Source organism: Streptomyces sp. NPDC051041 (assembly GCF_044456065.1).
Taxonomy (GTDB): domain Bacteria; phylum Actinomycetota; class Actinomycetes; order Streptomycetales; family Streptomycetaceae; genus Streptomyces; species Streptomyces glaucus.
This window is the reverse complement of sequence record NZ_JBITFM010000005.1, coordinates 66,610-92,425: the sequence shown is the minus strand read 5'-3', so window position 1 is coordinate 92,425 and position 25,816 is coordinate 66,610. Positions and strand designations below refer to the sequence as shown.

Genomic DNA, 25,816 nt, shown 5'->3' with positions numbered 1-25,816 from the left:
GTCACGTCCCCGTGTCCCGGAGGCCGTCCAGGAACGGTTCGACCGCCGCCCGCCACGCCTCCGGCTGGTCGTAGTGGACCAGGTGGCCGGCGTCGGGCACCTCCGCGTACCGGCCGCGGGGCAGGACGCGGACCATCTCCTGCGCCTCGGCCCGGCCCAGTTCGCCGTCCAGGCCGCGCACCACCAGCGTCGGGCACCGCACCTGGGCCAGCTCCTCCCAGTGCGCGTCGTACACCCACGTCTCGCGGGAGCGGAGCATCTGCTCCGGCTCGAAGACGGGCCGCCAGCCGTCGGAGGTCTCGGCCATCACCTCGGCGTAGAACTCGCCCCGGGCCGGATTCGGCCGCTCCACCCACGGGTCGTCCTCGCCGAACCACTTGCGCACGTCGGCCAGGGTGGCGAAGGGCACCGGCCAGGCCTTGAACCACTCCGCCCACTCGCGCTGCGAGGCGGCGCCGAGCGCGGAGGCCCGCATGTCGCAGACGACCAGCCCGCGGACCAGGTCGGGCCGCCTGGCGGCGAGCTGCCAGGCGGTCAGCGCGCCCATGGCGTGCCCGACGAGGACGGCCGGGGCGAGGCCGAGCTGTTCGAGGGCGGCCTCGGCGTCGTCGACGTACGCCTCGCGGGTGTACGCCCCCTCGGGGGGCTTGTCGCTCCGGCCGTGGCCGCGCTGGTCGAGCGCGACGGCGCGGTACCGGCCGGAGAGCCGGCGGGCCGTGGCCGCCCAGTGCGAGGCCCGGCCCATCAGGCCGTGCAGCAACAGCACCCCGGGGGAGCCGTCGCCCTCCCCCGGCCCGTTCTTGGGCGGGTCCCCGAACTCCCAGGCCGCGAGACGTACGCCGTCCGCCCCGGTCACGTCGATGCGCCGCGCCATGGTTCCCGGCACCCCCAAGCTCCGCTCCGCCCGCTCCCGCCGGAGCCGGCCGGTCCTGTGGACCGTGTCCTGCCTGCCCTGCCTGCCGTGCCTGCCGTACGTGTCGTCGTACCGCTGTCCTGCCGTTCTCCGACGCCGGCCGTCAGGGCGCGCGTCCGGGGAGTACGCCGGTGCACATTCCTGTCAGCGCGCGCCCGTCGCCGTCCGTCACCCGCAGGCTATCGAATGTAAGTTCGAAAATACTGTCCCGCTGGACAACACCCCTCCTTCGAGTGACACCTGTCGGGGATTGAGCGCCGCCACGGCGGGGAGATCTTCAACGGGAGGCGGACCGCTCGGGGAAACCGGTCCGAGGGGAATGACCCTGAGAGCTCGGGGCTCCGGGTCAGCACAGGGGAGGACGGGCCCCGGCGCCCTGCGGCGCCGGGGCCCAGAACGTCTCCGCGGCACATCCTCCCGCCCCCTCCCCCGCCGGGCGGCGTCACCCGCCGGACCACGGCCAAGAGCCCTCAGGTCATATGCCTCGCGCCCAGCGTCGCACGCACGGCGGCCGAACGCCCCGGTTCGGCGCATCGGATCCCGGATTCCCCGGAACCGAAACACCGCCGCAACGTCCGTGCCCGCCACGGGACGTGACGCGTATGCGGCGACGGGCCGTCCGGCCGCTCCGGGCATCGCCGCGGGCGGCCGCCCCGGACGCGCTCAGGCCTTGGCGACGAACACGTGGGAGGCGACGTCCGACTCCAGTTCGGCCGCCTCGCCGCCGCTGCCGACCAGCACGCCGCCCGCCGACTCCGTCACGCTCACCACCGAGCCGGGCTGCACGCCGGCCCGGCGCAGCGTGTACATCAGCTGCGCGTCGGTCTGGATCGGCTCACCGATCCGGCGCACGACGACCGTCTTGCCCTCGGGCCCCGGGTCGAGACTGGCCAGCGACACCATGCCCTCGTCCAGGAACGGGTCCGCGCCGTCCTTCTCGCCCAGCTCCTCCAGGCCCGGGATCGGGTTGCCGTACGGCGACTCGGTCGGGTGCCGCAGCAGCTCCAGCACGCGCCGCTCGACGGCCTCGCTCATCACGTGCTCCCAGCGGCAGGCCTCGGCGTGCACCTGCTCCCACTCCAGCCCGATCACGTCGACGAGCAGGCACTCCGCGAGCCGGTGCTTGCGCATCACCCGCGTGGCGAGCCGGCGGCCCTCCTCGGTGAGCTCCAGGTGCCGGTCGCTGGCGACGGACACCAGGCCGTCGCGCTCCATCCGCGCCACCGTCTGGCTGACCGTCGGCCCGCTCTGGTCGAGCCGCTCGGCGATCCGGGCACGCATGGGGACCACACCTTCCTCCTCCAGCTCGAGGATGGTGCGGAGATACATCTCCGTGGTGTCGATCAGTCCGGACATACGTGCCCCTCGATGAGATCGGCCGGAGGCTCGACGGCTCTCCCGGCTCGTGCGCTGGCCCTGGCTTCAATTCTGACGCATACCACCGACAACCGTGCCGCGCCGTCGGAGCGACGGCGTCGCCGGACCCCGGGCGGCGGGAACGCGGCGCCCCCGGCGCCCCTCGCGCACCACGGGCGCCTCCGCGGCGCGGCCGCCCCCGGCCCGCGGGCACCTCCCGCGGGCGCGGGGACGGCCGCCCCGGTGCCGGAACGGGGCCCGCCGCCCCCGCCGCGCCCCCGGACGGCCGCGCGACGCCCGCCCCCGCACCCGTATTGACACGGCACTGGTCCAGACCGCACCGTGATCCGCGACACAGGCACCGCGACACAGGCACACCGAAGGGGCCACGCATGAGCGACCGCAAGCCGGCCGGCCGGTTCCTGGACGCGGCGATCGGCCTGCTGCACCGCGTCCGCGACGAGGAGGCCGACGCCGTCGAGGCCGCCGGCACGCTGCTGGCCGACACCGTCGTCGCCGGCGGCCGGCTCTTCGCCTTCGGCGCCGGTCACTCCTCGCTCGCCGCGCAGGACGTCGTCTACCGCGCCGGGGGCCTCGCCCTGATGAACCTGCTGGCCGTACCCGGCGTCGTCGGCGTCGACGTGATGCCGGCCACGCTGGGCTCCGCGCTGGAACGGGTGGACGGCCTCGCGAGCGCCGTCCTGGACAACTCCCCCCTCCGCGCGGGCGACGCCCTGGTGATCATCTCGCTGTCGGGCCGCAACGCGCTCCCCGTGGAGATGGCCCTGAACGCCCGCGCGCTCGGGGTGAAGGTCATCGGCGTGACCTCGCTGGCGTACGCCACGCAGACGGAGTCCCGGCACACCTCGGGCACCTTCCTGAAGGACCACTGCGACGTCGTCCTCGACTCGAAGATCGCGGTCGGCGACGCGGAGCTCACCCTGGACACCGTGCCGGCGCCCTTCGCCCCCGCCTCCACGGTCGTCACCACGGCCCTCCTCCAGGCCGTCCTGGCCACCGCCACCGCCGCCCTCGCCGGCCGCGGCGTCGAGCCCCCGCTCCTGCGCTCCGGCAACGTGGACGGCGGCCACGACTGGAACGGCCGCGTCCTGGAGCAGTACCGGGACCGCATCTTCTACCGGCACTGAGCGCCGCTCCCCGGCCGGCACCGCGCGGCGCCGCCCGCCGTCCCGGGCCGCGCCCCCTACCGCTCCCGCTCCGCCGCCACCCCCGCCAGATCCAGCGCCGTCGCGATCCGCACCGCCACGTCCTCCGCGTACGTCACGTCGGAGCGTTCGAACGCGCCGCGCCCGGCCGTGCGCAGAAACGTCACGACGCCGAGCGTCCGCCCCCTGCTGCGCAGCACCGCGCACAGGGCGTGCACCGCGTCCGCCGGCCACTGCCGGGCCAGCGCCCACGCGCGCGCCCGCTCGGCCGGCCCGACGCCGGCGCCGACCCGCACCGCACCGGCCCGCTCCACGCACTGCACCGCCGGGTGCCCCTCGTCGTACCGCACCGGCAGCCCGGCCGCACCGGTCGGCAGGCTCGGCCCGGGCGCCCCCGCGGGCGTGGCCGCGATCCGCACCAGCCGCACCGGGCCCGCCTCCGTGTCCGCCCGCGCCCCGCCCGCCACCCGGTCGATCAGCGCGTGGTCGGCGAACCCGGCGAGCGCGAAGTCCAGGTGGACGACGGCCGCCTCCGCCGGGTCCTCGCACTCGGCGGCGGCCCGCGCCGCGCGGTGCAGCTGCTGCGCCCGGAACCGCAGCAGCGCCGCCTCCTGCTCACCCTGCTTGGCCTCGGTCACGTCCTGGAACAGCCAGCCGACGCCCAGCGGCACCGGCTCCTCCGCGAGCGGCGAGGCCAGCCGCAGGAACCCGCTGCGCCAGCAGCGCCGCCGCTCGCCCTCCGGGGTGCGCACGCTCACCCAGATCTCGGCGGGCGCGGGCGGCGCGCCCTCCGCCAGCACGTGCGTGAGCGCGCTCTCCAGCTCCTCCACGCCCTGCGCGAGCAGCTCCCCGAGCGGCCGCCCGAGGACCGTCGTGCGCCCCGTGCCCAGCGCCCGGGCCGCGTGCGCGTTGACGACGGCGGGCCGCAGATCGGCGTCGACGAGCACGACCCCCCAGCTCGCGTCCTCGAACAGGGCCTCGCTCAGCGCGATGGACCGCTCCAGGTCGATCTGCGCGTGCACCTCGCTGAAGGCGCAGTAGACACCCGCGGGCCGGCCGTCCGGCCCGCGCACGGCCGCCGACTGCGTCCGCACCAGCACCCGGCCGCCGTCCTTGGTCAGCAGCGCGAACTCGTGCACCTGCCGCCCCGGGGCGTGCCGGGCGGACATCAGCCGCGCCTCGACCTCCGCGGCGTCCGCGCTGCGCACGGCCCACCCGGCGAACCCCCGCCGCCCCACCGCCTCGGCCGCGGTCCACCCCAGGATCCGCTCCGCCTCGCGGTTCCAGTGGGTGACGACCCCGTCGGCGTCGAAGGCGCACAGGGCGGCGTCCATCCCGTCGAGCAGCGCCGCCAGCAGATCGGCGCCGTCCCGCTCGGGCTGCTCCGGCTCGTCCGGTCCCAGCTCGTCGGTGGTCCCACTACGCCGGGAAGCACTCACCTGGACCCCCTGCAGGCCGCGTCCGCACCTACGGCGCGTCGGTTCGCTCACTCACCTTCATTCAACTCGAACGTGACGCAGCACACACCGGGTTCCCGCAAGATTGCGGGAATCGTTGCACGACCAGAACACGCCCCCGGCGACACCCCCGCCCGGGCCGCGACGGCGGCGTCCCCGCCGCCGCGGTCCGGCGCCCCCGGCCGGCGGGCGTGCGGCGCCCCGGCCGCGGGACGGACGCGGAGGGCTACGGGGTCCCGTCCCGGGCGTCCGCGTCGCCGCACATCGCCTGCCGGTGCAGCGCCGACAGCGCGTCGTCGACGGGGTGGCGCCGCGGCTTCCCCGAGGAGTCCAGCTCGTTCCACCTCGTGAGGTCGACCGCGACGGACATCCGGCGCCCGCCGTCGGCCCGGGTCAGGGGCATCGTCCCGGCTCCCCAGACCGTGCCGTCGTGCCCCCAGAAGGTCCCGCAGCCCGGGACGTCGACCCGGTGCAGACCGAGGCCGTAGTCGATCGTCGTTCCGTCCAGGGCGCGGACCGGACGGCCGGTCGCGACATCGGTGACCCCGGCGGCGCCGCGCCAGGTCCGGCCGTCCGCGCGCACCTCGGCGTACACCCCCGGCACCCCCGCCCGGCGGACGCCGTCCAAGGCCGCCTCCAGCCGCCCGGGATCGGGGCCGGCCGACGGGCTCGTACGGCCGCCCGTACCGCCCTGCGCTTCACCACCCCGCGCGAACCCGTCGTCCACTACACCGGCCTGGGCGCGCTGGCGCTCCTGGCCGAGATCCCCCGGGAGGTCTCCCGCGGCAACGCCGACGTGGCCGCCATCGCCCGCCTCGCCGGCCACCCGGACGACCTGGAGACCCTGGGCACCTACTGCGCCACCGGCTCCCTGCGCCGGGCCGCAGACCTCCTCCACCTGCACCACAGCAGCGTCGCCCGGCGGCTCGAACAGATCGCGAGGACCCTGGGGATCGACCTCACCGAACCCGCCGGACTGACGAGGGCCCGGCTCGCCCTCACCGCGTGGCGGCTGCTCGACGACTGAGCGGAAACCCGTCCCGCCGCGGGACGCGGGCCGGCCGGCGGGACCGGCGGCGCCCTCCCGGCACGCGTCGGCCGGCTCGCGCCCGCCCGCCGGACCGGGCGGAGGAGGTCCCGCACACCTGCCCCCGGTCGCCGTCGGCCACGGCCCGCGCGTGACCGCCCCGCTCCCCGGGCACCGGACCGCCGGGTGCCGCCCGCCGCTCCGGCCGGGGCCGTCCCCGCCGCCTCGTGCGCGGAACGCCGGCGCTTCGAAAAAACGGTTGATCGCGGGCCGGGCGCTTCTTAGGGTGGGGATTACACGAGAAGGGAGGTGGTTCGGCAGATGTATGAAAACCGGACGCGTGAGGTGGCTGCGGGCTAGCGGTCCGCCACCACACCCAGTGCGGTGCCGGACCAGTACGTGAGAGACGCGTACAGCCGGCCCAATCCCAAGCAGTCACCCGACCCGCGAGTCGCCGGTACGTCCGGCCGGCTCCTCCCCGGAGGAACCCGACTCGCGGGTCGTCTGCGTGTACGGGGGCCTTCCGGGCCGGTGGGCCCGGCTCAGTGGGCGATGTCCGCGTAGCCCTCGATCTCCCGCGGGTCGCGCGGGCCCGGGCCGACGTAGCGGGCGGAGGGGCGGACCAGGCGGCCGGTGCGCTTCTGTTCCAGGATGTGGGCCGACCAGCCGGCCGTGCGGGCGCAGGTGAACATCGACGTGAACATGTGGGCCGGGACCTCGGCGAAGTCCAGGACGATGGCCGCCCAGAACTCGACGTTGGTGGCGAGGATCCGGTCGGGGCGCCGGTTGTGCAGCTCCTCCAGGGCCGCCTTCTCCAGTGCCTCGGCGACCTCGAAGCGGGGAGCGCCCAGTTCCCGGGCGGTGCGGCGCAGGACGCGGGCCCGCGGGTCCTCGGCGCGGTAGACGCGGTGGCCGAAGCCCATGAGGCGTTCGCCGCGGTCGAGGGCCTGCTTGACGTATCCCTCCGCGTCGCCGGTGCGTTCGATCTCCTCGATCATGCCGAGGACGCGGGAGGGGGCGCCGCCGTGCAGCGGGCCGGACATGGCGCCGACGGCGCCGGAGAGGGCGGCGGCCACGTCCGCGCCGGTGGAGGCGATCACGCGGGCGGTGAAGGTGGAGGCGTTCATGCCGTGCTCGGCGGCCGAGGTCCAGTAGGCGTCCACCGCCGCCACGTGCTTGGGGTCGGGCTCGCCGCGCCAGCGGATCATGAAGCGTTCGACGACGGAGCGCGCCTTGTCGATCTCGCGCTGGGGGACCATGGGCAGGCCCTGGCCGCGGGCGGACTGGGCGACGTAGGACAGGGCCATGACGGCGGCGCGGGCGAGGTCGTCGCGGGCCTGCTCGGCGTCGATGTCGAGGAGGGGTTTCAGGCCCCAGACGGGGGCGAGCATGGCGAGCGCGGACTGCACGTCGACGCGTATGTCGCCGGAGTGCACGGGGATGGGGAAGGGCTCCGCGGGCGGCAGGCCGGGGTTGAAGGCCCCGTCGACGAGCAGTCCCCATACGTTGCCGAAGGAGACGTGGCCGACCAGGTCCTCGATGTCGACGCCCCGGTAGCGGAGCGCCCCACCTTCCTTGTCCGGTTCGGCGATCTCCGTTTCGAACGCGACGACCCCTTCGAGTCCGGGTACGAAGTCGGACATCAGGCGGCTCCTCGTGAGGTGGGACGACGGACGGTGTTGTGGGGCGGGACGGCCGTGGGCCGGACGTCGGACGCGGTGTCCGCCCGGTGGATCCGCGGTCGTCCGTCGCCGACTCGCGGTCCCCGCGCGTACCCCGGTGATGCCCGGTGCGGCCGGCGGTCATCCCACCGGATCGGAAGCAGCACGATATCCCTGAGTGCCACCTTTGGGGAGTAGTCGCGGCACTCAGTGCCACTCGGTGACGAAGGACACTCTCCCGCGGGACGGGCCGGGGCCGCGATACGGCAAGATGACCGCGTGACCGACCGAGACGCCGTTCCCTTCGATCTCGCCTCGATGCGCAAGCAGTACCGGGCGGAGGGGCTCTCCGAGACCGATCTGGCCGCCTCTCCCGTCGAGCAGTTCGCCCGCTGGTTCGCGCAGGCCGCGACGGAGGGCGGGATGTTCGAGCCGAACGCCATGGTCGTCTCCACGGCGGACGCCGAGGGCCGGCCCAGTTCCCGCACGGTGCTGCTGAAGCACTTCGACGAGCAGGGTTTCGTCTTCTACACCAACTACGGCTCCCGCAAGGGGCGCGACCTGGCCGAGAACCCGCACGTCTCGCTGCTCTTCCCCTGGCACCCGATGGCCCGCCAGGTCATCGTCTCCGGGGTGGCGCGGCGCACCGCGCGGGACGAGACGGCCGCCTATTTCCGCACCCGCCCGCACGGCTCCCGGCTCGGCGCGTGGGCGAGCGCCCAGTCCGCGGTGATCGCCGGGCGTGCGGAGCTGGACGCGGCGTACGCCGAGCTGGCCGCCCGGTATCCCGAGGGCGAGCAGGTGCCGGTGCCGCCGCACTGGGGCGGCTTCCGGGTGGTGCCGCACGCGGTGGAGTTCTGGCAGGGCCGGGAGAACCGGCTGCACGACCGGCTGCGGTACGTGGCGCGGCCGGACGGGAGCTGGCGGGTGGAGCGGCTCAGCCCCTGAACGGGCGGCCGGCCCCTGAGCGGGCGGCCCGTCCCCGAGCAGGCGACCCGCGCCCCGAGCGGGCGGCCGGGGAGGGCCGTCCCCGGAGCGCCTGGGCCCGGTGGCTTCCGCGGCGCCCGCGCCCGCTGGACCACCGCCCGTCCGTAGCGCGGGCGGTGCCGTCGGCGCGCAGGCCGGCCGGAACCGGGCCGCGGGCCGTGTCCGGCAGGCCCTGGACGGTGCGGCGGGTCCCGGGCCCCGGGGGGTCCGCGCGGGCGGGGGTTACCCCTTCCGCGGCTCCTTCGCCCCGCCCCGTCCCGTCTGCGTCCGCACCGCCCCCATGCTCGCCGCGATGACCAGGGCGATCGCGAGGGCCTCGGTGGTGGCGAGGGCCTGGTCGAGGACGAGGAAGCCGGCGGTCGCGGCGAGGGCCGGTTCCAGGCTCATCAGGACGGCGAAGGTGGAGGCGGGCAGGCGGCGCAGGGCGAGGAGTTCGAGGGTGTAGGGCAGGACGGAGGAGAGGATCGCGACGGCGGCGCCGAGCGCGATCGTCACCGGGTCGACGAGCCTCGCGCCCGACTCGGCGATCCCGAGGGGCAGGAAGAGCACGGCCGCGACGGCCATGGCGAGCGCCAGCCCGTCGGCCTGCGGGAAGCGCCGCCCCGTGCGGGCGCTGAAGACGATGTACGCCGCCCACATCGCGCCGGCGCCGAGCGCGAAGGCGACGCCGGCCGGGTCGAGTCCGCCGAAGCCCCCGCCGCCGAGGAGGAAGACGCCGGCGAGGGCGAGCCCGGCCCACACGACGTTGATCAAGCGGCGGGAGGCGAGGACGGACAGGGCGAGCGGGCCGAGCACTTCCAGGGTGACGGCGGGGCCGAGGGGGATGCGGGCGACGGCCTGGTAGAAGAGGCCGTTCATCGCGCCCATGGCGAGGCCGAAGACGACGACCGTGCCCCAGTCGGTGCGCGAGTGCCCGCGCAGCCGGGGCCGGCAGACCAGCAGCAGCACGATCGCGGAGACCAGCAGGCGCAGCGTCACCACGCCCAGCGCGCCGGCCCGCGGCATCAGCGTCACCGCCAGCGCGCCGCCGAACTGCACCGACACGCCTCCGGCGAGGACGAGGCCGACCGGCCCGAGGGCGCCCCGGCGGTGCGGGGCGCTCCCCGGGGCGGGGGTGGCGGCGGTGCTGGGAGGGGCGGCGCTGGGGGTGGTCACGGGCACATCCGGGGATCGACGGGCTTCGTTCATCGTGATGCACTTACCGGTCCAGGGTAGTGGACCCCGTCAGGTGTGTGAACCGGATATGGAGCTGTCCCGGCGGCCCGTGTCCTCCAGCGCCTCCGCCAGCACCTCCGCCAGGTGCCGCCCCCGCACCCCCGCCAGCTGCTCCAGCTGGGTGCGGCAGGAGAAGCCGTCCGCGAGGACCACCGCGTCCGGCGGGGCCTGGCGGACCGACGGCAGGAGCTGCTCCTCCGCGCAGGCCCGCGACACCTCGAAGTGGCCCCGGGTGAAGCCGAAGTCGCCGGCCAGGCCGCAGCAGCCGCCGCTGAGCCCGCCGGCGAGGCCGGCGGCCTCGCGCAGGCGGCGGTCGGGGGCGTCGCCGAGGACGGCGTGCTGGTGGCAGTGGGTCTGGCCGACGGCCGTGCGGTCCAGGCGGGGCGGGGTCCAGCCGGGGGCGTGCCGCTCCAGCGCCTCGGCGAAGGTCAGGACGCGGCCGGCGAGCCGGGCGGCGCGCGGGTCGTCCGGCAGCAGCTCGGGCAGGTCGGCGCGGAGGGCCGCCGCGCAGCTCGGCTCCAGGACGACGACCGGCGCGGCCGTGGCCAGCACCGGCTCCATCAGGTCGAGCGTGCGCCGCAGCACCGCGCGGGCGCGGTCGAGCTGGCCGGTGGAGACGTACGTCAGACCGCAGCACACGCGTCCGCGGCGGGCCGTGAGCAGGGCCGCGGCCGAGCGGGTCCGGCCGTCGCCGACCGGCCGCCCGCGCGTCCGCAGCGTCGGCGGCAGCGCCACCCGCAGCCCGGCCGCCTCCAGCACGCGCACGGCGGCCCGGCCGACGGACGGCGTCAGGTGCTCGGTGAAGGTGTCGGGCCACAGCACCACCAGGTCGCCGTCCGGCCGTTCCGCCGGCCGCCGGGCGCGCCACCACCGGCTGAAGGTCTCCCGCGCCAGCTCCGGGATCTCCCGCTCCGGCGCGATCCCGGCCAGCCGCTTGGCGGCCCGTGCGAGGGGCCGTACGCCCGCCAGCGCGTTGAGGGCCGCCGCCGCGCGGGCGCGGGAAGCCCAGCGCAGCCACTGCGGCAGCCGGCCCATGCTGTAGTGCGCGGCCGGGCGCCGCCGGCCGGCGTAGTGGTGGTGCAGGAACTCCGCCTTGTAGGTGGCCATGTCGACCCCGACCGGGCAGTCCGAGCGGCACCCCTTGCAGGACAGGCACAGGTCCAGCGCGTCCCGCACCTCCGTCGAGCGCCAGCCGTCGGTGACCAGCTCGCCCGCCAGCATCTCGTGCAGCAGCCGGGCCCGTCCGCGCGTGGAGTGCGCCTCCTGCCCCGTCGCCCGGAAGGACGGGCACATCACGGCCGCCCCGGACACCGACGTCGTGCGGCACTTGGCGACGCCCACGCAGCGGCGTACGGCGGCCGCGAAGTCGCCGCCGTCGGCGGAGTAGCCGAAGGTCACGTCGACGGGCTCGCGCGGCAGGACGGAGAAGCGCAGGCCGGAGTCCAGGGGCGCGGGGCGCACCAGCATCCCGGGGTTGAGCAGGTCGTCGGGGTCCCAGACGCCCTTGGCCCGCTCGAAGAGGGCCACCAGCTCCGTGCCGTACATCCTGGGCAGCAGCTCGGCGCGCGCCTGCCCGTCGCCGTGCTCGCCGGACAGCGAGCCGCCGTGCGCCACGACCAGATCGGCCAGTTCCTCGGAGAAGCGGCGGAAGCGGGCGACGCCCGGTTCGGTCAGCAGGTCGAAGTCGATCCGGGCGTGGATGCAGCCGTCCCCGAAGTGCCCGTACGGCGTGCCGCGCAGTCCGTGCGCGGCCAGCAGCGCCCGGAAGTCCCGCAGGTAGGCGCCGAGCCGGGCGGGCGGCACCGCGCAGTCCTCCCAGCCGGGCCAGGCCTCCGAGCCGTCCGGCATCCGGGTCGCCGTGCCGGCGGCGTCCTCCCGGATCCGCCACAGCGCGCGCTGGGCGCCCGGATCGGCCACCACCAGGAAGTCCACGACGTCGGCCGCCCGCGCGATCGCCTCGGCCCGCGCGCGTGCCTCCTGCTCGGACTGGCCGCCGGTCTCCACGAACAGCCAGGCCCCGCCCCGCGGCAGCCCCGCCGCGGACGGCACCAGGTCGGCCGCCATGCCCTCCACGGTGAGCGGCCGGTGCGGCAGCAGTCCGGCCGCGGCCTCGGCGGCGGCGCTCTCGTCGGCGTACGCCAGCACGGCCAGCGCCCGCGCGCGGGGCGCCTCGACCAGCCGGACGACCGCCTCGGTGAGGATGCCCAGCGTGCCCTCCGAGCCGCAGAAGGAGCGGGCCACGTCGGCGCCGTTCTCCGGCAGCAGCGCGTCCAGCGCGTACCCGGAGATGCGGCGGGGCAGCTCGGGGAAGCCGGTCCGCAGCCGCGCCAGCTCTCCCTCGGCCAGCGCCCGCAGCCCGTCCGGCGCCCCGGCCCAGCCCCGCCCGAGCCGCAGCCGCTGCCCGCGCGCGGTGATCACGTCCAGCTCCCGCACGCTGTCCGCGGTCGTGCCCCAGGCCACCGAGTGCGCGCCGCAGGAGTTGTTGCCGATCATGCCGCCGAGCGTGCACCTGCTGTGCGTGGAGGGGTCCGGGCCGAAGCGCAGGCCGTGCGGGGCGGCGGCCTCCTGGAGCCGGTCGAGGACCAGGCCCGGCTGGACGACGGCCGTGCGCTCCCGCGGGTCCAGGGCGACCAGCCGGTTCATGTGCCGGGTGAGGTCCAGCACCACGCCCGTGCCGGTCGCCTGCCCCGCGATCGAGGTCCCGCCCCCGCGCGCCACGACCGGCACGCCGTGCTCCCGGCACACCGCCAGCACGGCCGCCACGTCGTCGGCGTCCCGCGGCGCCACGACCCCCAGCGGGACCCGCCGGTAGTTGGACGCGTCCATGGTGACCAGCGCCCGGGAGGCGACGTCGAACCCGACGTCCCCCCGGACGGCCTCGCGCAGCTCACTCTCAAGATCGGCCATACGTCCAGCAAAGCAGCCCGCGCGCGTCCCGTCAGGCGTCCGGCGGACGGGGCCGGGCCGCGGCGCCCGGATCCCGCCGCTCACCCCGATGGCGTCTCACCCGACGGAACACGTTTCGCCCGGTTTACCGGAGCGACTACGCTCCCGTCCGTGGCTGAGATCCAGATTCCCTCTGACATCAAGCCCGCGGACGGACGTTTCGGCGCGGGTCCCTCCAAGGTGCGGACGGAGGCGCTGGACGCCCTCGCCGCCACCGGCACCTCCCTCCTGGGCACCTCCCACCGCCAGGCCCCCGTCAAGAACCTGGTCGGCAAGGTGCGCGAGGGCATCCGCGAGCTGTTCCAGCTGCCCGACGGCTACGAGGTGGTCCTCGGCAACGGCGGCTCCACCGCGTTCTGGGACATCGCGACCCACGGCCTGATCGAGAACAGGTCGCAGCACCTCAGCTTCGGCGAGTTCTCCTCCAAGTTCGCCAAGGCCGCCAAGCTCGCCCCGTGGCTGGCCGAGCCGGACGTCATCTCCGCCGACCCCGGCACGCACCCCGAGCCGGTCGCCGAGGCGGGCGTGGACGTCTACGCCTTCACCCACAACGAGACCTCGACCGGCGTCGCCATGCCGATCAGGCGGGTGGCCGGCGCCGACGAGGGCGCCCTGGTCCTGGTCGACGCCACCTCCGGGGCCGGCGGCCTGCCCGTCGACATCGCCGAGACCGACGTCTACTACTTCGCCCCGCAGAAGTCCTTCGCCTCCGACGGCGGCCTGTGGATCGGCGTCTTCTCCCCGGCCGCGATCGAGCGCGCCGAGCGGATCCACGCCTCCGGCCGCCACATCCCGGAGTTCTTCTCGCTGCCGACGGCGATCGACAACTCCCGCAAGAACCAGACGTACAACACCCCGGCGCTGGCCACCCTCTTCCTCCTCAACGAGCAGCTGGAGTGGCTCAACGGCCAGGGCGGCCTGGACTGGGCGGTCCACCGCACCGCCACCTCGGCGCGCACGCTGTACGGCTGGGCCGAGGACGTGAAGTTCGCCAACCCGTTCGTCGCCGACCCGGCCAAGCGCTCCCAGGTCATCGGCACGATCGACTTCACCGACGAGGTCGACGCCGCCGCCGTCGCCAAGGTGCTGCGCGCCAACGGCATCGTCGACACCGAGCCGTACCGCAAGCTCGGCCGCAACCAGCTCCGCGTCGCGATGTTCCCGGCGATCGACCCGGCGGACGTCGAGGCGCTGACCAAGTGCGTCGACTACGTGATCGAGCGGCTGTAGTCGTCGCCCGTACGACATGCGCGAGGGGCGCCCGGCGGACGGTCCGCCGGGCGCCCCTCGCGTGGGCGTGCCGCTCAGGACCGCCGGAGGGACGCCTGCCGGCTCAGGCGGGAGACGGCGAGGAGGAATCCGTCCTGCTGTCGCGGACGGCGCGGCCGTGCCGGACCTGCCGTCCGCTTCCGCGCATCCGCCCGGTCGCGCGGCCACGAGCGGTCCCGCGCCGAAGGGTGGAACCCGCACGGTTGCGTTCTCCCGCTTCCCGACCTCGAGGATCGCCGACAGCCGCTCCCGGTGGATCTCCGTGCTCGCCAGGGGATACTCGATGACCGCCTCCCGGACGACAGCGGCGTACCCGGCCTCGCCTCCCGCGATCCTCTTTTGCCGCCGCGTCCTCACCTCCACCGGCCGAGCAGTCCGCTCAGGGGTGAGGGTGCCGGGTCCGCCGCCGTGCGGGGCGAGCGGCGGATCGGCCGCTCACCGGCTCAGCTTCCGGAAGCGGCGCACCGCCAGCGGCAGGAAGACCAGCGTCAGCGCCAGCGGCCACAGCCCTGACATCAGCAGGGCGTGCCGCTCGACCCAGGAGTCGCCGCCACCGGCCGGAGCGCCGAACAGGTCGCGGGTGGCCGCCGCCGTGGAGGAGACCGGGTTCCAGGCCGCCACCCGGCCCAGCCAGTCGGGCATGAGCTGCGGGGCGACGTAGACGCTGGAGATCATCGTCAGCGGGAACGCGACCGCGAACAGCCCGCCCGCGGCCTCGGGGTCGGGCACGAGCAGGCCGAGCCACACGCCCGCCCAGATCAACGCGAACCGCAGCCACAGCAGCAGCCCGAACGCGGCGGCGAAGCCCCAGCCGCCGTCCGGCCGCCAGCCCATGGCCAGCGCGGTCAGCATCATGATTCCCAATTCCGCGCAGGCGGTGATCAGATCGTTCACCCCGCGGCCGGTCACCACGGCGGAAGGCGCCATCGGCATGGAGCGGAACCGGTCGACGACGCCCTTGGTGGAGTCGTGGACGACGAGCGTCGCCGTGTTGACGAAGCCGAACGCCATGGTCATCACGAACATCCCCGGCATCAGGAAGTCCTGGTAGTCCCCGCCGCCGGGCACCTTCACCGCGTTGCCGAAGACATAGCCGTACAGCAGCACGGACAGGATCGGGAAGCCCAGTTGCCAGACGATGTTGACCGGCTGGCGCCGGTAGTGGAGCAGGCCGCGGCGGACGACGTTCCAGCAGTCGGCGAGCAGCCAGTACGCGCGGCCGTGCGGGACCGGGGCGGTCAGGTCCACGGTGGTCATGCGGCGGTCTCCTTCTCCTGTGTGCGGTGTCCGGTCAGGCGCAGGAACACGTCGTCGAGGCTCGGCCTGCGCAGCCCGATGTCCTCGATCCGGACGTCCTCGTCCCGCAGCGTCCGGGCCACTTCGGTGAGGGCGGTCACCCGGTCGGTCACCGGGGCGTGCACCCGCAACCCGTCCTCGTCCGCCTCGGGTTCGCCGTCCGCGACGCGGGCGACCGCCTTCACGGCCCGGGGCAGCTCGGCCCGCTCGGCGACCACGATCTCGATCCGGTCGCCGCCGATCCGGTTCTTCAGCCCGTCCGGGGTGTCGTCGGCGATCGCCCGGCCCCGGTCGACGACGGTGATGCGCGAGGCCAGCTTGTCGGCCTCGTCCAGGTACTGGGTGGTGAGCAGGACGGTGGTGCCGCCCGCCACCAGTTCGCCCACGGATTCCCAGACTTCGCCCCGGCCACGGGGGTCCAGCCCGGTCGTCGGCTCGTCGAGGAACAGGACGGCCGGGGCCAGGATCATCGAGGCGGCGAGGTCCAGACGGCGCCGCATGCCGCCGCTGTAGCCGCCGACGCCCTGGTCGGCGGCGTCGGTCAGGCCGAACCGCTCCAGCAGCTCGGCGGCCCGGAGCCGGGCCCGCCTGCCGCCCAGGTGGAACAGGCGTCCGAACATCTCCAGGTTCTGCCGGCCGGTGAGCACCTCGTCCACCGCCGCGTACTGCCCGGTGAGCCCGATCCGGGCGCGCACCTCCCGCGGCTGCCGGGCCACGTCCAGGCCGGCCACCGTCGCCCGGCCGCCGTCCAGCCGGGCCAGGGTGGACAGGATGCGCACGGCGGTGGTCTTGCCCGCGCCGTTCGGTCCGAGCAGGCCGTGCACGGTGCCCTCGCGGACGGCCAGGTCGAAGCCGTCGAGGGCGCGCTTGTCGCCGTACCGCTTCTCCAGGCCCTCGGCCCGTACGGCGTATCCGTCGAGTCCGTTCACGCCGACCCCTCCCCATGCAACTGAGTACGGTGTACCCACAATAGAGTACGCCGTACTCAGTTTCTGTCCAGTGCTTTCCCGGACCAGGGGAACGCCACGTCAGCGGGGCTACGCTGATGCCCATGACGCGGATGGAGACCGGCGGCAGCGGCAATCTCAAGCTCAGCCTGGAGCTGTTGTGGGGCACCGGTGAGCGCCCCAGCCGGGGCCCCAAGCCCGCCCTGAGCCTCGACCGGATCGTCGACGCGGCCGTCGAGATCGCGGACGCGGAGGGCCTGGAGGCGGTGTCGATGCGCCGCCTGTCCACCGCGCTCGACGTCGGCACGATGTCGCTGTACCGGTACGTGCCGGGCAAGGCCGAACTGCTCGACCTCATGCTCGACCGGGTGGAGAACCGGGCCCTGGACTCCGCGCGCGAGAAGCGGGAGCGGGACGGGGCGGCGACGGCGGAGGCGGCCGGCTGGCGGGAGGCCGTCGAGGCGCTGGCCCGCGGCTACCTGGAGCACTACCGGCGTCACCCCTGGCTGCTGCGCGTCAACCAGGCGCGCACGGTCCTCGGCCCGGGCTCCCTGCGTTCCCTGGAGGTCGCGTTGGTCCCGCTCAAGGACATGGGGCTCAGCGACCCCGAGCTGATCTCGGTGATCATCGCGGTGCAGAGCTTCACGGGCGGCATCGCGCGCATGGAGATCGACGCCGCCGAGGCGGCGAAGGAGACCGGCCTGAGTCACGAGGAGTTCTGGGCGCAGCAGCGGCCCTTCCTCGAACGGGCCATGGAGAGCGGGCGGTTCCCCACGGCGGCCGCGCTCTCCGAGGACGCCTTCTCGGACGACTTCGACCACTTCGACTTCGGCCTGCAGCGCCTCCTGGACGGGCTGGAGGTCCTGGTCGCCCGGCGGAGGAGGGGATGACGGCCGGCGTGGGCCGGGTCCGGCGGCCGCCGGTCCGGTTCACCCCCGCCGCATCAGCCGCCGCAGCCCGAACACGGCGGCGCAGGCCACGGCCACGGCGAGGGCGCCGGTCCTGAGGCCGTCGCCGGATCCTTCTCCGCCGTCCGCGCCGCCGCCTTGCGCACTCCCGTTCGCCGCGGGCGGCTCGGGGGCGCCGGGCGCGTCCTTCGCCTCCACGGCGCTTTCCGTGCCCTCGCTGCCGTACATCAGCTTCGTGCCGTCGGCGGAGTAGGTCATGGACTCGCCCTGCGCCTGGAAGGGCACGCTGAGCCGGCCCTTGCGCTCGATCCTCCCGCCGTTCCAGGCGTACCAGAGGCCGCCGAAGTAGCCGCGCACGGCGAGCTGTTCGCCGTCCGGCGAGAAGGCGGCGTCGGTGGCCCACAGGTCGACGGGGGCGGTGGGCCGGAAGACGTTGGTCCCGGAGGGGGAGAGCCGGGCGGGCCCCTCGTACAGGTGGCCGCCCTCCTCCTGTTTGTCGATGAGGTAGACGCGCCCGGTCTTCGGGTGCACCACGAGCGACTCGGCGTCGCGGGGCCCGTCGGAGTAGCGCACGACGTACTGCGTGGCGCGGACCGCCTGGTCCTGAAGCCGCTGGGGCTCCGGGAGCCGGTAGACCCACACGTGGTCCCACACCACGCCGTCGTTGTCGCCGATGTCGCCGACGTAGATCTGGTCGTCCGGGCCGATGGCGATGGCCTCGACGTCGCGGGGGGCGCCCACGCCGGTCATGGTGATCGTGGCGACGGTCTCGCCGGTGCGGCTGTCGACGGCGTAGAGGTAGGCCCCCTCGTCCTGGTCGTTGTGCGTCCAGTAGACGCCGGGGTGCCGGTGCGAGGCGGCCAGGCCGCTGGACTCGGTGATGCGCGGGTCCCTGATCGTGAAGCTCTCGTTCCCGTCGGCGGCGGAGGCGGGCACGGCGGATCCGCCCACGAGGAGGGCCGCGGCGAGGCAGGCGAACGGTCGGCGCATGACCCAAGCCTGCCATCACCGCGGCCGGTTCACGGGCGCGCGAGGTGATCGAGGGGCGCGTGGCCGGTCTCACACCCCGCACGGCGCCGCGATCGACCATCATGAGCGGATGCTCAGGTTCATGCCCGTCGGTGACTCCATGACGATCGGGAGCGCGGGCGACCACACGTGGCGCTACCGGCTGTGGCAGCACCTGTGCCGGTCGTACGGCGGCCCGTTCACCCTCGTCGGCCCGCGCGAGGCGCTCTACGACAAGGCGGCGGACGCGCCGACGTCGTACGCCTACGCCGATCCGGACTTCCCGCGCGCCCACCTGGCCGGCTGGGGCGAGGGCTGGCTGCACATGGCCCCGCTGATCGGCGAGGCGGTACGGGCCGGCCGGGCGGACGTCCTGCTCGTCTCGCTCGGCCTGATCGACCTGGGCTTCTACACCGACGCCGAGCAGACCGCGCGGAACGTGCGGAGCTTCGTGGCCGGGGCGCGGGCGGGCAACGCCCGGATCCGGATGGTCGTGCTGCCGGTGATACCCAACATACGGGCCGCGTCGGAGCCGGCGTTCGCGGCGGAGGTGGCCCGCTTCAACGAACTGCTGGCGAAGACGGTCGCCGACCTGGACGAGCCGCGCTCCCCCCTGCTCCTGGCCTCGCCGCCCCCGTCGTACGACCTCCGCACCGACACCTACGACGGCACGCACCCCGGCGCGAGCGGCGAGCACAAGATCGCGGCGGCCTTCGCGGACGCGATGCACCAGGCGTGGGACCTGGGCGAGCCCTACGCCCTGTGACGGTCCGCGGGCACCCGCCGGGGAGCCGGGGAAACCGGCTCGCGCGGATCCCTCCGTGCCCCGATCCACCGTGTGCGTCGTTGTCCTGCGCGGCCGTGCTCGCGGAAGGCGCGGCCCCGCCCCGGCCCTCACCCGGTTCACCCGGACGCGCGGTCGTCTCCGGCCCGCCCCGCGCCCTCCCGCGCGCCGCGGCGCACGCGGTGTCCCCCGTGCCGCGGGCCGCGACCGGGACCGGCGGCCGCCCGGCGGGGCTCGGCCGGACGGAGAACACGGGGGCGAGCGCGCTTGCCTAGAGCCCACTCCAGGACGTTGGCTTGTGAGCCATGAAGTACACGCAGCTCGGACGCACGGGACTCAAGGTCAGCCGGCTGGTCCTCGGGACGATGAACTTCGGTCCGCAGACCGACGAGGCCGACAGCCACGCCATCATGGACGCGGCGCTGGACGCGGGCATCAACTTCTTCGACACCGCCAACGTGTACGGCTGGGGCGAGAACAAGGGCCGTACCGAGAGCATCATCGGGAACTGGTTCGCGCAGGGCGGCGGACGGCGCGACAAGGTCGTCCTCGCCACCAAGGTGTACGGGAACATGAGCCCGGACGACGCCTCCGTCTGGCCCAACCACGACAAGCTGTCCGCCCTCAACATCCGGCGGGCCGTGGACGCCAGCCTCAAGCGGCTGCAGACCGACTACATCGACCTGTACCAGTTCCACCACATCGACCGGGACACCCCGTTCGAGGAGATCTGGCAGGCGATCGACGTCCTGGTGCAGCAGGGCAAGATCCTGTACGTCGGGTCCTCCAACTTCCCCGGCTACAAGATCGCCCAGGCCAACGAGATCGCCGCCCGGCGCGGCGGGACCATCGGCCTGGTCAGCGAGCAGTGCCTGTACAACCTCGCCGAGCGCCGCGCCGAGATGGAGGTCATCCCGGCCGCGCGGGACTACGGGCTCGGCGTCATCCCCTGGTCGCCGCTGCACGGCGGCCTGCTGGGCGGCGTGATCAAGAAGGAGGTCGAGGGCGGGCGCCGGGCGAGCGGCCGGGCCGCCGACTCCCTGGCCGACCCCGCGGTCCGCGCGCAGGTCCAGGCGTACGAGGACCTGCTCGACAAGCACGGCGTCGAGCCCGGTGAGGCCGCCCTGGCCTGGCTGCTCACCCGGCCCGGCGTGACCGGCCCGATCGTCGGCCCGCGCACCGCCGAGCAGCTCGCCTCGGCCGTGCGCGCCGTCGAGCTGGAGCTGTCGCAGGAGCTGCTGACCGGGCTGGACGAGATCTTCCCCGGGCCGGGGCCGTCGCCGGAGGCCTTCGCCTGGTAGTCCGCTGACGGCGTCCTCCGTGCGGCGGTCCGCCGACGCGATCCCTCGTCCGGCGGTCCGCCGACGGAGCCCTCCGTCCGGCGGTCCGCCGGGCACGGGCGGGGCGGCGGCCGGCTACTTTCCGAGGGCCGCCGCCATCGCCACCACCACGAACATCAGCACGAGCGCACCGGCCATGATCCGGTTCCGGGTCTTCGGGTCCACGGCATCGAGGTTAACCGGCCGCGCCGAGCGGCCAGCGGCCGACCGTCTCGTAGCGGGGCTGCTCGCCCGGCGCCCCCGACCTCGGCAGGTTGCTGCGCACCAGGACCAGCTCCCGCACGGTCCAGGTGCGGCTGGTGAACCCGGCCAGGGCCGCCAGGTGCGGCCGGACGTCCACCGTCTCCCGCTCCCGGCCGCGCGCCACCGTCAGGTGGGCCTTGTAGCGGCGGTGCTCCCCGAGCTCGACGCCCGCCTTGCGCCCCGCCGCCTCGGCGCGGCCGGCCAGCAGGCCGAGGGCCCGCAGGTCGCCGTCCGCGCCCGTCCACAGCGCCCGCCCGCGCCCGAACTGCCCGCCGCCGCGCAGGGCCAGCGGGAACGGCTCGGTGCGCCGCGCCGCCCGCTCCAGGCGCTCCGCCAGGCCGGGCACGAGGGCGTCGTCGACCTCGCCGTAGAAGGCGAGCGTGAAGTGCCAGCCGGGGCGGCCGGTCCAGCGCAGCCCGTCCGCTCCGGGCAGCTTCCTCAGCGCGGCCACCTCGGCGGCGAGCTGTCCGGTGACGTCGTCGGGCGGCAGGACGGCGGCGAACAGTCTCATGGGGCCAGTCTGCCCGCCGCGCCGGGATCCGGGCGTGTCCCGGTCACCGTGCGTATCGTTGTACCGCGCGGCTGCACGAGTGCCGGGGCAGCCGGGGAGGAGCGCCCCGATGACCGTCCTTGCAGACAGGATCGAGATGGCCGAGAGCGGCGGCGGACTCACCCTCGACATGATGTTCGAGTGGGTGGAGAGGATGCCCGTCCCCGAGGATTACAGGATCGAGATCGTCGGGGGGAACATCTTCATGGCGCCTCAGCGGGACACCCACTGGGAGATCATCGCGGACATCTACGACCAACTGCGCGCCAAGTACCCGCGTCAGCGCGTGAAGTCCGCCGTCCGCATCGACTACCCGGGCCACCTCAACGGCTTCGCCTCCGACGTGACGCTGCTGGGCGAGGGCGCCGTCAAGGACTCCAGGGGACTGTGGCGCTGCGCGGACGTCCGGTTCGTCGCCGAGGTGATCTCCCGGCAGACCGCCGCCAACGACTACGGCCCCAAGAAGGACGCCTACGCCGCCGCCGGGGTGCCGGTGTACCTGGTCGTGGACCCGTACACCGGCCGCTGGCACCTGCACACGCTCCCCCGGGACGGCGAGTACCGGGGCGTCCTCGGCCTCGACTTCGGCCATGAGATCGATCTGACCGGGACGGTCGTCGACCTCGTCCTGAAGACCGACGAGTTCCCCCGCGACTGACGCCGGCCGGGCCGGGCCGGCGCCGGCGGAGGGCGGCCGGCTCACGCCGCCGCCGTCAGCTCCTCCCGCCGCTCGCGCGGCACGAAGCGGACGTGCGGGTGGCCGCGGTGCCAGCCGACGGACAGCCGCAGGTTGCCGACGCGGGCCAGGATCAGGCCGATCACCGCGGCGGCGAGGGCCGCGACGGCGCCGCCGACGGCGAAGCCGGCACGGGCGCCGTAGGTGTCCGTGATCCAGCCGACGATCGGGGCGCCGACCGGCGAACCGCCGAGGAAGACCATCATGTACAGGGCCATGACGCGGCCCCGCATCGCCGGGTCGGTGGCCATCTGGATGCTCGTGTTCGTGGTGACGTTCACCGTCATGCCGAACAGGCCCAGCGGGACCATGAGCAGGGCGAACATCCACAGCGTCGGTGTGACGGACGCCAGGATCTCCAGCGCGCCGAAGGCCGCCGCGGCCCCGATCAGCAGCCGCAGCCGGGCGGTGCCGCGCCGCGCGGCCAGCAGCGCGCCGGCCACCGAGCCGACCGCCATCAGCGTGTTGAACATGCTGTAGGCGCCCGCGCCCGCGTGGAACACGTCGTCGGCGAAGGCCGACAGGTAGACGGGGAAGTTGAAGGCGAAGGTGCCGACGAAGCCGACCAGGACGATCGGCCAGATCAGCTCCGGGCGCCGGGCGACGTAGCGCAGGCCCTCGCGGAGCTGGCCCTTGCCGCGCGGGGCGCGTTCGACGACGTGCAGCTCGCGGGCGCGCATCAGCAGCAGGCCGGTGAGCGGCGCGACGAAGGACAGGCCGTTGAGCAGGAACGCCCAGCCGGTGCCGACGCCGGTGATCAGCAGGCCCGCGACGGCGGGGCCGACCAGGCGGGCCGACTGGAAGTTGGCCGAGTTCAGGCTGACCGCGTTCTGCAGCTGGTGCGGGCCGACCAGTTCGGAGACGAAGGACTGGCGGGCCGGGTTGTCGACGACCGTGGCGAGGCCCACGGCGAAGGCGGCGACGTAGACGTGCCAGACCTGGACGCGGCCGGTCAGGGTCAGGGCGGCCAGGGCGAGCGCGGTCAGCGCCATCGCCGTCTGCGTGACCAGCAGCGTGGGGCGCTTGCGCAGGCGGTCGACGAGGACGCCGCCGTAGAGGCCGAACAGCAGCATCGGCAGGAACTGCAGGGCCGTGGTGATGCCGACGGCGGCCGAGGAGCCGGTGAGGGAGAGCACCAGCCAGTCCTGGGCGATGCGCTGCATCCAGGTGCCGATGTTGGAGACGACCTGGCCGAGGAAGAACAGGCGGTAGTTCCTGATCCTCAGCGAGGCGAACATCGAGGTCTTGCGGGGGGTGTCCGGGGCGGTCCCGGCGGGGGTGTCGGAGGTGGTCTTGTCGTCGTGGGTGTCCGGTGCGGGGGCGGAAGCTGCTCCGGGTCCCGTACTCAAAAGGTTCGCCTCCTTGCTCAGTGCTGCTTACAGATGTGCGAGCTTCTCCAGCACGGGGGCGGCGGCGCGGAGTTTCGCCCACTCGTCCTCGTCGAGTCCCTCCACCAGGGAGGCCAGGAACGCGTTCCGCTTGCGGCGGCTCTCCTCGAGCATCGCTTCGGCCTGTTCGGTCCGCGTCACCACCTTCTGGCGCCGGTCCTCGGGGTGCGGCTCCAGACGGACCAGCCCCTTGGCCTCCAGCAGCGCCACGATGCGGGTCATCGAGGGCGGCTGGACGTGTTCCTTGCGGGCGAGTTCGCCTGGTGTGGCCCTGCCGCACAGGGACAGGGTGCCGAGCACCGACATCTCGGTGGGGCTGAGCGACTCGTCGACCCGCTGGTGCTTGAGCCGACGGGACAGCCGCATCACGGCGGAGCGCAGGGAGTTCACGGCGGCAGCATCGTCGCCATGGCTAAGGTCCGGCATGTTCTTTAGCGTAACTCATTAGTCTAGCGAACGACCACTGGGAGGACGTGTTCCCCGGAGTGACGCTGCCCACTCCATGCTCGCCGCGACACTTTTTCACCCGTACGAGTGACACGCGCGAGGCGCGGCGCATCCGGCCGTCCGGGCCACGCGGTCCGGCCGTCCGGGCCACGCGGTCCGGCCGAACGGGAACGGGCGCCCGGACCGCGTGGTCCGGGCGCCCGTCCGGGGGTCAGCCGAGGAGCGGGGTCACGTGAGCCCCAGCGCCGGCATCAGGTAGTAGAAGGCGAACACCGCCGACACCGCGTACATCGCCGCCGGCACCTCCCGGCCCCGCCCGGCCGCCAGGCGCAGCACCGTGAAGGTGATGAAGCCCATGCCGATGCCGTTGGTGATCGAGTACGTGAACGGCATCATCAGCATCGTCACGAAGGCCGGGATGGCGATGGTGTGGTCGGCCCAGTCGATCTCCCTGATCGCGCCGGCCAGGATCAGGAAGCCGACCGCGAGCAGCGCCGGGGTGGCCGCCTGGGACGGGACCATCGTGGCGACGGGCGTCAGGAAGAGGGCGACGGCGAACAGCGCGCCGGTGACCACGTTCGCGAGGCCGGTGCGGGCGCCCTCGCCGACGCCGGCCGTGGACTCCACGAAGCAGGTGGTGGCCGAGGAGGAGCTGGCGCCGCCCGCGGCGACCGCGAGGCCGTCGACGAGGAGCACCTTGTTGATGCCGGGCATCTGGCCCTGCGCGTCGGTCAGCTTCGCCTCGTCGCTGACGCCCATGATCGTGCCCATCGCGTCGAAGAAGCAGGACAGCAGGACGGTGAAGACGAACAGGACGCCGGTCAGCACGCCGACCTTCTCGAAGCCGCCGAACAGGCTGACCTGGCCGATCAGTCCGAAGTCGGGGGCGGCGAGGGGGTTGCCGGGCCACTTCGGGGTGGTCAGGCCCCAGGACGGCACCTTCGCGACGGCGTTGACGATCACCGCGAGGACGGTCATCACGACGATCGAGATCAGGATCGCGCCGGACACCTTGCGCACGATCAGCGCCAGCGTGAGCAGCGCGCCCAGGACGAAGATCAGCACCGGCCAGCCGTCGAGCCGGCCGCCGACGCCGAGCTGGAGCGGGACGGTGGTCTGGGCGGCGTCCGGCATCCGGGTGACGAAGCCGGAGTCGACCAGGCCGATCAGCATGATGAACAGGCCGATGCCGATGGAGATGGCCTTGCGCAGCCCGTGGGGGACGGCGTTCATCACGCGCTCGCGCAGACCGGTGGCGACCAGCAGCATCACCACGAAGCCGGCCAGGACCACCATGCCCATGGCGTCCGGCCAGGACATCCGCGGGGCGAGCTGGAGCGCGACGACCGAGTTCACGCCGAGGCCGGCGGCGAGCGCGATCGGCACGTTGCCGACGACGCCCATGAGCAGCGTGGTGAACGCCGCGGTCAGGGCCGTCGCGGTGACCAGCTGCCCGTTGTCGAGCTGGTTCCCGTACATGTCCTTCGCGCTGCCGAGGATGATCGGGTTCAGCACGATGATGTACGCCATCGCGAAGAAGGTGGCGAAACCGCCCCGTACCTCACGAGGCAGCGTGCTGCCGCGCTCGGAGATCCGGAAGAAGCGGTCGAGGGCGCCGTGGCCGGACGGCCCGCCCGGCTGCTCCGGGGCGGGGACCTTGGCGGGGGCCGAGGAGGACATGCGGAACCTCATCACCAGTGGCTTCCCCCAGGAGCCGTTGGCGTTTCCTACGAACAGAAGCGGTCAGAGACAAACGGTTTCAGTATGAACATATAAACCCGGATTCGCCATCTCCGCGCGTAGATCTGATCACCTCGTAAGCTGTGCGCATGGCCGGGTTTTTTTCGGGTTCCTTCAAGCACGAGGCGCCGGAGCCCCTGGAGGGCCCCGTGGTCGCCACCGTCACCGGCGGCACCGTCGTCTGGTTCGTCCTCTTCCTGGCACAGCTGCCGTTCTACGGCTGGTTCGACGACCACGGGCACACCTGGTGGCTGTGGACCTGCCTGGCGGGCGGCGGGCTCGGTCTCATCGGCATCTGGTACGTCCGCCGGCGCGACGCCGCGCTCAAGCGGGCCGCGGCGGCCGCCGCGGCGCCGGAGGACGCCGCCGGGACCCCCGCCGCCGAGTGACCGGCGGCCCCGGGCCGGGACCTGCGCCCGTTCCAGGGGTGAA

Annotated in this window: 23 protein-coding genes and 1 pseudogene; 9 read left to right on the top strand and 15 right to left on the bottom strand. The window is 74.3% G+C overall.

Annotated features, from left to right (window positions below; all coding sequences use genetic code 11):
- Position 1 precedes the first annotated feature (1 nt).
- Together ACIBAI_RS11105 and ACIBAI_RS11100 are read right to left on the bottom strand one after the other, a co-directional pair.
- Complete coding sequence (locus ACIBAI_RS11105; RefSeq protein ID WP_399033451.1) at positions 2 to 874, bottom strand: alpha/beta fold hydrolase; 873 nt, start codon at positions 872 to 874, stop codon at positions 2 to 4.
- Positions 875 to 1,576: 702 nt separating this feature from the next.
- On the bottom strand, positions 1,577 to 2,269 hold the full coding sequence (locus tag ACIBAI_RS11100; RefSeq protein WP_399033041.1) for a metal-dependent transcriptional regulator: 693 nt from the start codon (positions 2,267 to 2,269) through the stop codon (positions 1,577 to 1,579).
- A gap of 392 nt (positions 2,270 to 2,661) precedes the next feature.
- On the opposite strand from ACIBAI_RS11100, the gene ACIBAI_RS11095 reads away from it, so the two are divergent.
- Positions 2,662 to 3,417, top strand: coding sequence for an SIS domain-containing protein (locus ACIBAI_RS11095; RefSeq protein WP_399033039.1), 756 nt, complete (start codon positions 2,662 to 2,664; stop codon positions 3,415 to 3,417).
- Between the two features lie 56 nt (positions 3,418 to 3,473).
- Here ACIBAI_RS11095 and ACIBAI_RS11090 read toward each other — a convergent pair whose 3' ends face one another.
- Both ACIBAI_RS11090 and ACIBAI_RS11085 read right to left on the bottom strand, forming a co-directional pair.
- A complete protein-coding gene (locus tag ACIBAI_RS11090) occupies positions 3,474 to 4,874 on the bottom strand; it encodes a PAS domain-containing protein (RefSeq protein ID WP_399033037.1) in 1,401 nt (466 codons plus the stop codon).
- A gap of 244 nt (positions 4,875 to 5,118) precedes the next feature.
- A complete protein-coding gene (locus ACIBAI_RS11085; protein WP_399033035.1) occupies positions 5,119 to 5,295 on the bottom strand; it encodes a hypothetical protein in 177 nt (58 codons plus the stop codon).
- 27 nt (positions 5,296 to 5,322) lie between these two features.
- Between ACIBAI_RS11085 and ACIBAI_RS11080 the strand changes: the two genes are divergently transcribed.
- Entirely contained in the window at positions 5,323 to 5,919 is a 597-nt protein-coding gene (locus ACIBAI_RS11080) for a helix-turn-helix domain-containing protein (protein ID WP_399033033.1), read from the top strand.
- 542 nt (positions 5,920 to 6,461) lie between these two features.
- Here ACIBAI_RS11080 and ACIBAI_RS11075 read toward each other — a convergent pair.
- Complete coding sequence (locus tag ACIBAI_RS11075) at positions 6,462 to 7,562, bottom strand: citrate synthase 2 (RefSeq protein WP_399033031.1); 1,101 nt, start codon at positions 7,560 to 7,562, stop codon at positions 6,462 to 6,464.
- Between the two features lie 297 nt (positions 7,563 to 7,859).
- On the opposite strand from ACIBAI_RS11075, the gene pdxH reads away from it, so the two are divergent.
- A complete protein-coding gene (gene pdxH, locus ACIBAI_RS11070) occupies positions 7,860 to 8,528 on the top strand; it encodes a pyridoxamine 5'-phosphate oxidase (protein ID WP_399033029.1) in 669 nt (222 codons plus the stop codon).
- A 261-nt stretch (positions 8,529 to 8,789) separates the two neighbouring features.
- On the opposite strand, the gene ACIBAI_RS11065 is transcribed toward pdxH, so the two are convergent.
- Positions 8,790 to 9,722 (bottom strand): EamA family transporter, encoded by a 933-nt coding sequence (locus tag ACIBAI_RS11065; RefSeq protein ID WP_399033028.1) that lies wholly within the window; start codon positions 9,720 to 9,722, stop codon positions 8,790 to 8,792.
- Positions 9,723 to 9,791: 69 nt separating this feature from the next.
- The gene (locus ACIBAI_RS11060) at positions 9,792 to 12,689 is read right to left on the bottom strand and encodes an FAD-binding and (Fe-S)-binding domain-containing protein (RefSeq protein WP_399033026.1); all 2,898 of its coding nucleotides are present in this window, start codon (positions 12,687 to 12,689) and stop codon (positions 9,792 to 9,794) included.
- A gap of 150 nt (positions 12,690 to 12,839) precedes the next feature.
- On the opposite strand from ACIBAI_RS11060, the gene serC reads away from it, so the two are divergent.
- Positions 12,840 to 13,958 carry a phosphoserine transaminase gene (gene serC / locus ACIBAI_RS11055; RefSeq protein ID WP_399033024.1) on the top strand — a complete coding sequence of 373 codons (1,119 nt, stop codon included), beginning with the start codon at positions 12,840 to 12,842 and terminating at the stop codon, positions 13,956 to 13,958.
- Positions 13,959 to 14,177: 219 nt separating this feature from the next.
- On the opposite strand, the pseudogene ACIBAI_RS11050 reads toward serC, so the two are convergent.
- From ACIBAI_RS11050 to ACIBAI_RS11040, 3 genes and pseudogenes are all read right to left on the bottom strand, one after another.
- Positions 14,178 to 14,378: pseudogene (locus ACIBAI_RS11050) on the bottom strand (Scr1 family TA system antitoxin-like transcriptional regulator); the annotation flags it as partial.
- Between the two features lie 54 nt (positions 14,379 to 14,432).
- Positions 14,433 to 15,254 (bottom strand): ABC transporter permease, encoded by an 822-nt coding sequence (locus ACIBAI_RS11045; protein WP_399033022.1) that lies wholly within the window; start codon positions 15,252 to 15,254, stop codon positions 14,433 to 14,435.
- Positions 15,251 to 16,222, bottom strand: coding sequence for an ATP-binding cassette domain-containing protein (locus tag ACIBAI_RS11040; RefSeq protein ID WP_399033019.1), 972 nt, complete (start codon positions 16,220 to 16,222; stop codon positions 15,251 to 15,253). The genes ACIBAI_RS11045 and ACIBAI_RS11040 overlap by 4 nt, the downstream gene beginning before the upstream one ends.
- A 131-nt stretch (positions 16,223 to 16,353) precedes the next feature.
- Between ACIBAI_RS11040 and ACIBAI_RS11035 the strand changes: the two genes are divergently transcribed.
- Entirely contained in the window at positions 16,354 to 17,130 is a 777-nt protein-coding gene (locus tag ACIBAI_RS11035) for a TetR/AcrR family transcriptional regulator (RefSeq protein WP_399033449.1), read from the top strand.
- 39 nt (positions 17,131 to 17,169) lie between these two features.
- On the opposite strand, the gene ACIBAI_RS11030 is transcribed toward ACIBAI_RS11035, so the two are convergent.
- The gene (locus ACIBAI_RS11030) at positions 17,170 to 18,138 is read right to left on the bottom strand and encodes a WD40 repeat domain-containing protein (RefSeq protein WP_399033017.1); all 969 of its coding nucleotides are present in this window, start codon (positions 18,136 to 18,138) and stop codon (positions 17,170 to 17,172) included.
- A gap of 109 nt (positions 18,139 to 18,247) precedes the next feature.
- On the opposite strand from ACIBAI_RS11030, the gene ACIBAI_RS11025 reads away from it, so the two are divergent.
- Both ACIBAI_RS11025 and ACIBAI_RS11020 read left to right on the top strand, forming a co-directional pair.
- Entirely contained in the window at positions 18,248 to 18,922 is a 675-nt protein-coding gene (locus ACIBAI_RS11025) for a GDSL-type esterase/lipase family protein (protein WP_399033015.1), read from the top strand.
- A 323-nt stretch (positions 18,923 to 19,245) separates the two neighbouring features.
- The gene (locus ACIBAI_RS11020; RefSeq protein ID WP_399033014.1) at positions 19,246 to 20,241 is read left to right on the top strand and encodes an aldo/keto reductase; all 996 of its coding nucleotides are present in this window, start codon (positions 19,246 to 19,248) and stop codon (positions 20,239 to 20,241) included.
- A gap of 214 nt (positions 20,242 to 20,455) precedes the next feature.
- On the opposite strand, the gene thpR is transcribed toward ACIBAI_RS11020, so the two are convergent.
- The gene (gene thpR / locus ACIBAI_RS11015; RefSeq protein ID WP_399033012.1) at positions 20,456 to 21,034 is read right to left on the bottom strand and encodes an RNA 2',3'-cyclic phosphodiesterase; all 579 of its coding nucleotides are present in this window, start codon (positions 21,032 to 21,034) and stop codon (positions 20,456 to 20,458) included.
- 109 nt (positions 21,035 to 21,143) lie between these two features.
- Here thpR and ACIBAI_RS11010 point away from each other — a divergent pair, with 109 nt between their 5' ends.
- Complete coding sequence (locus ACIBAI_RS11010; protein ID WP_399033010.1) at positions 21,144 to 21,731, top strand: Uma2 family endonuclease; 588 nt, start codon at positions 21,144 to 21,146, stop codon at positions 21,729 to 21,731.
- A gap of 41 nt (positions 21,732 to 21,772) precedes the next feature.
- Here the strand turns inward: ACIBAI_RS11010 and ACIBAI_RS11005 are convergent, their stop codons facing one another.
- The 3 genes from ACIBAI_RS11005 to ACIBAI_RS10995 form a co-directional block, all read right to left on the bottom strand.
- Entirely contained in the window at positions 21,773 to 23,158 is a 1,386-nt protein-coding gene (locus ACIBAI_RS11005; protein WP_399033008.1) for an MFS transporter, read from the bottom strand.
- A gap of 27 nt (positions 23,159 to 23,185) precedes the next feature.
- Positions 23,186 to 23,623, bottom strand: coding sequence for a MarR family transcriptional regulator (locus ACIBAI_RS11000; RefSeq protein ID WP_344601780.1), 438 nt, complete (start codon positions 23,621 to 23,623; stop codon positions 23,186 to 23,188).
- A 249-nt stretch (positions 23,624 to 23,872) separates the two neighbouring features.
- Positions 23,873 to 25,324 carry an NCS2 family permease gene (locus tag ACIBAI_RS10995; RefSeq protein WP_399033006.1) on the bottom strand — a complete coding sequence of 484 codons (1,452 nt, stop codon included), beginning with the start codon at positions 25,322 to 25,324 and terminating at the stop codon, positions 23,873 to 23,875.
- A gap of 149 nt (positions 25,325 to 25,473) precedes the next feature.
- On the opposite strand from ACIBAI_RS10995, the gene ACIBAI_RS10990 reads away from it, so the two are divergent.
- The gene (locus ACIBAI_RS10990) at positions 25,474 to 25,773 is read left to right on the top strand and encodes a DUF2530 domain-containing protein (RefSeq protein WP_399033004.1); all 300 of its coding nucleotides are present in this window, start codon (positions 25,474 to 25,476) and stop codon (positions 25,771 to 25,773) included.
- The last annotated feature ends 43 nt before the right edge of the window (positions 25,774 to 25,816 follow it).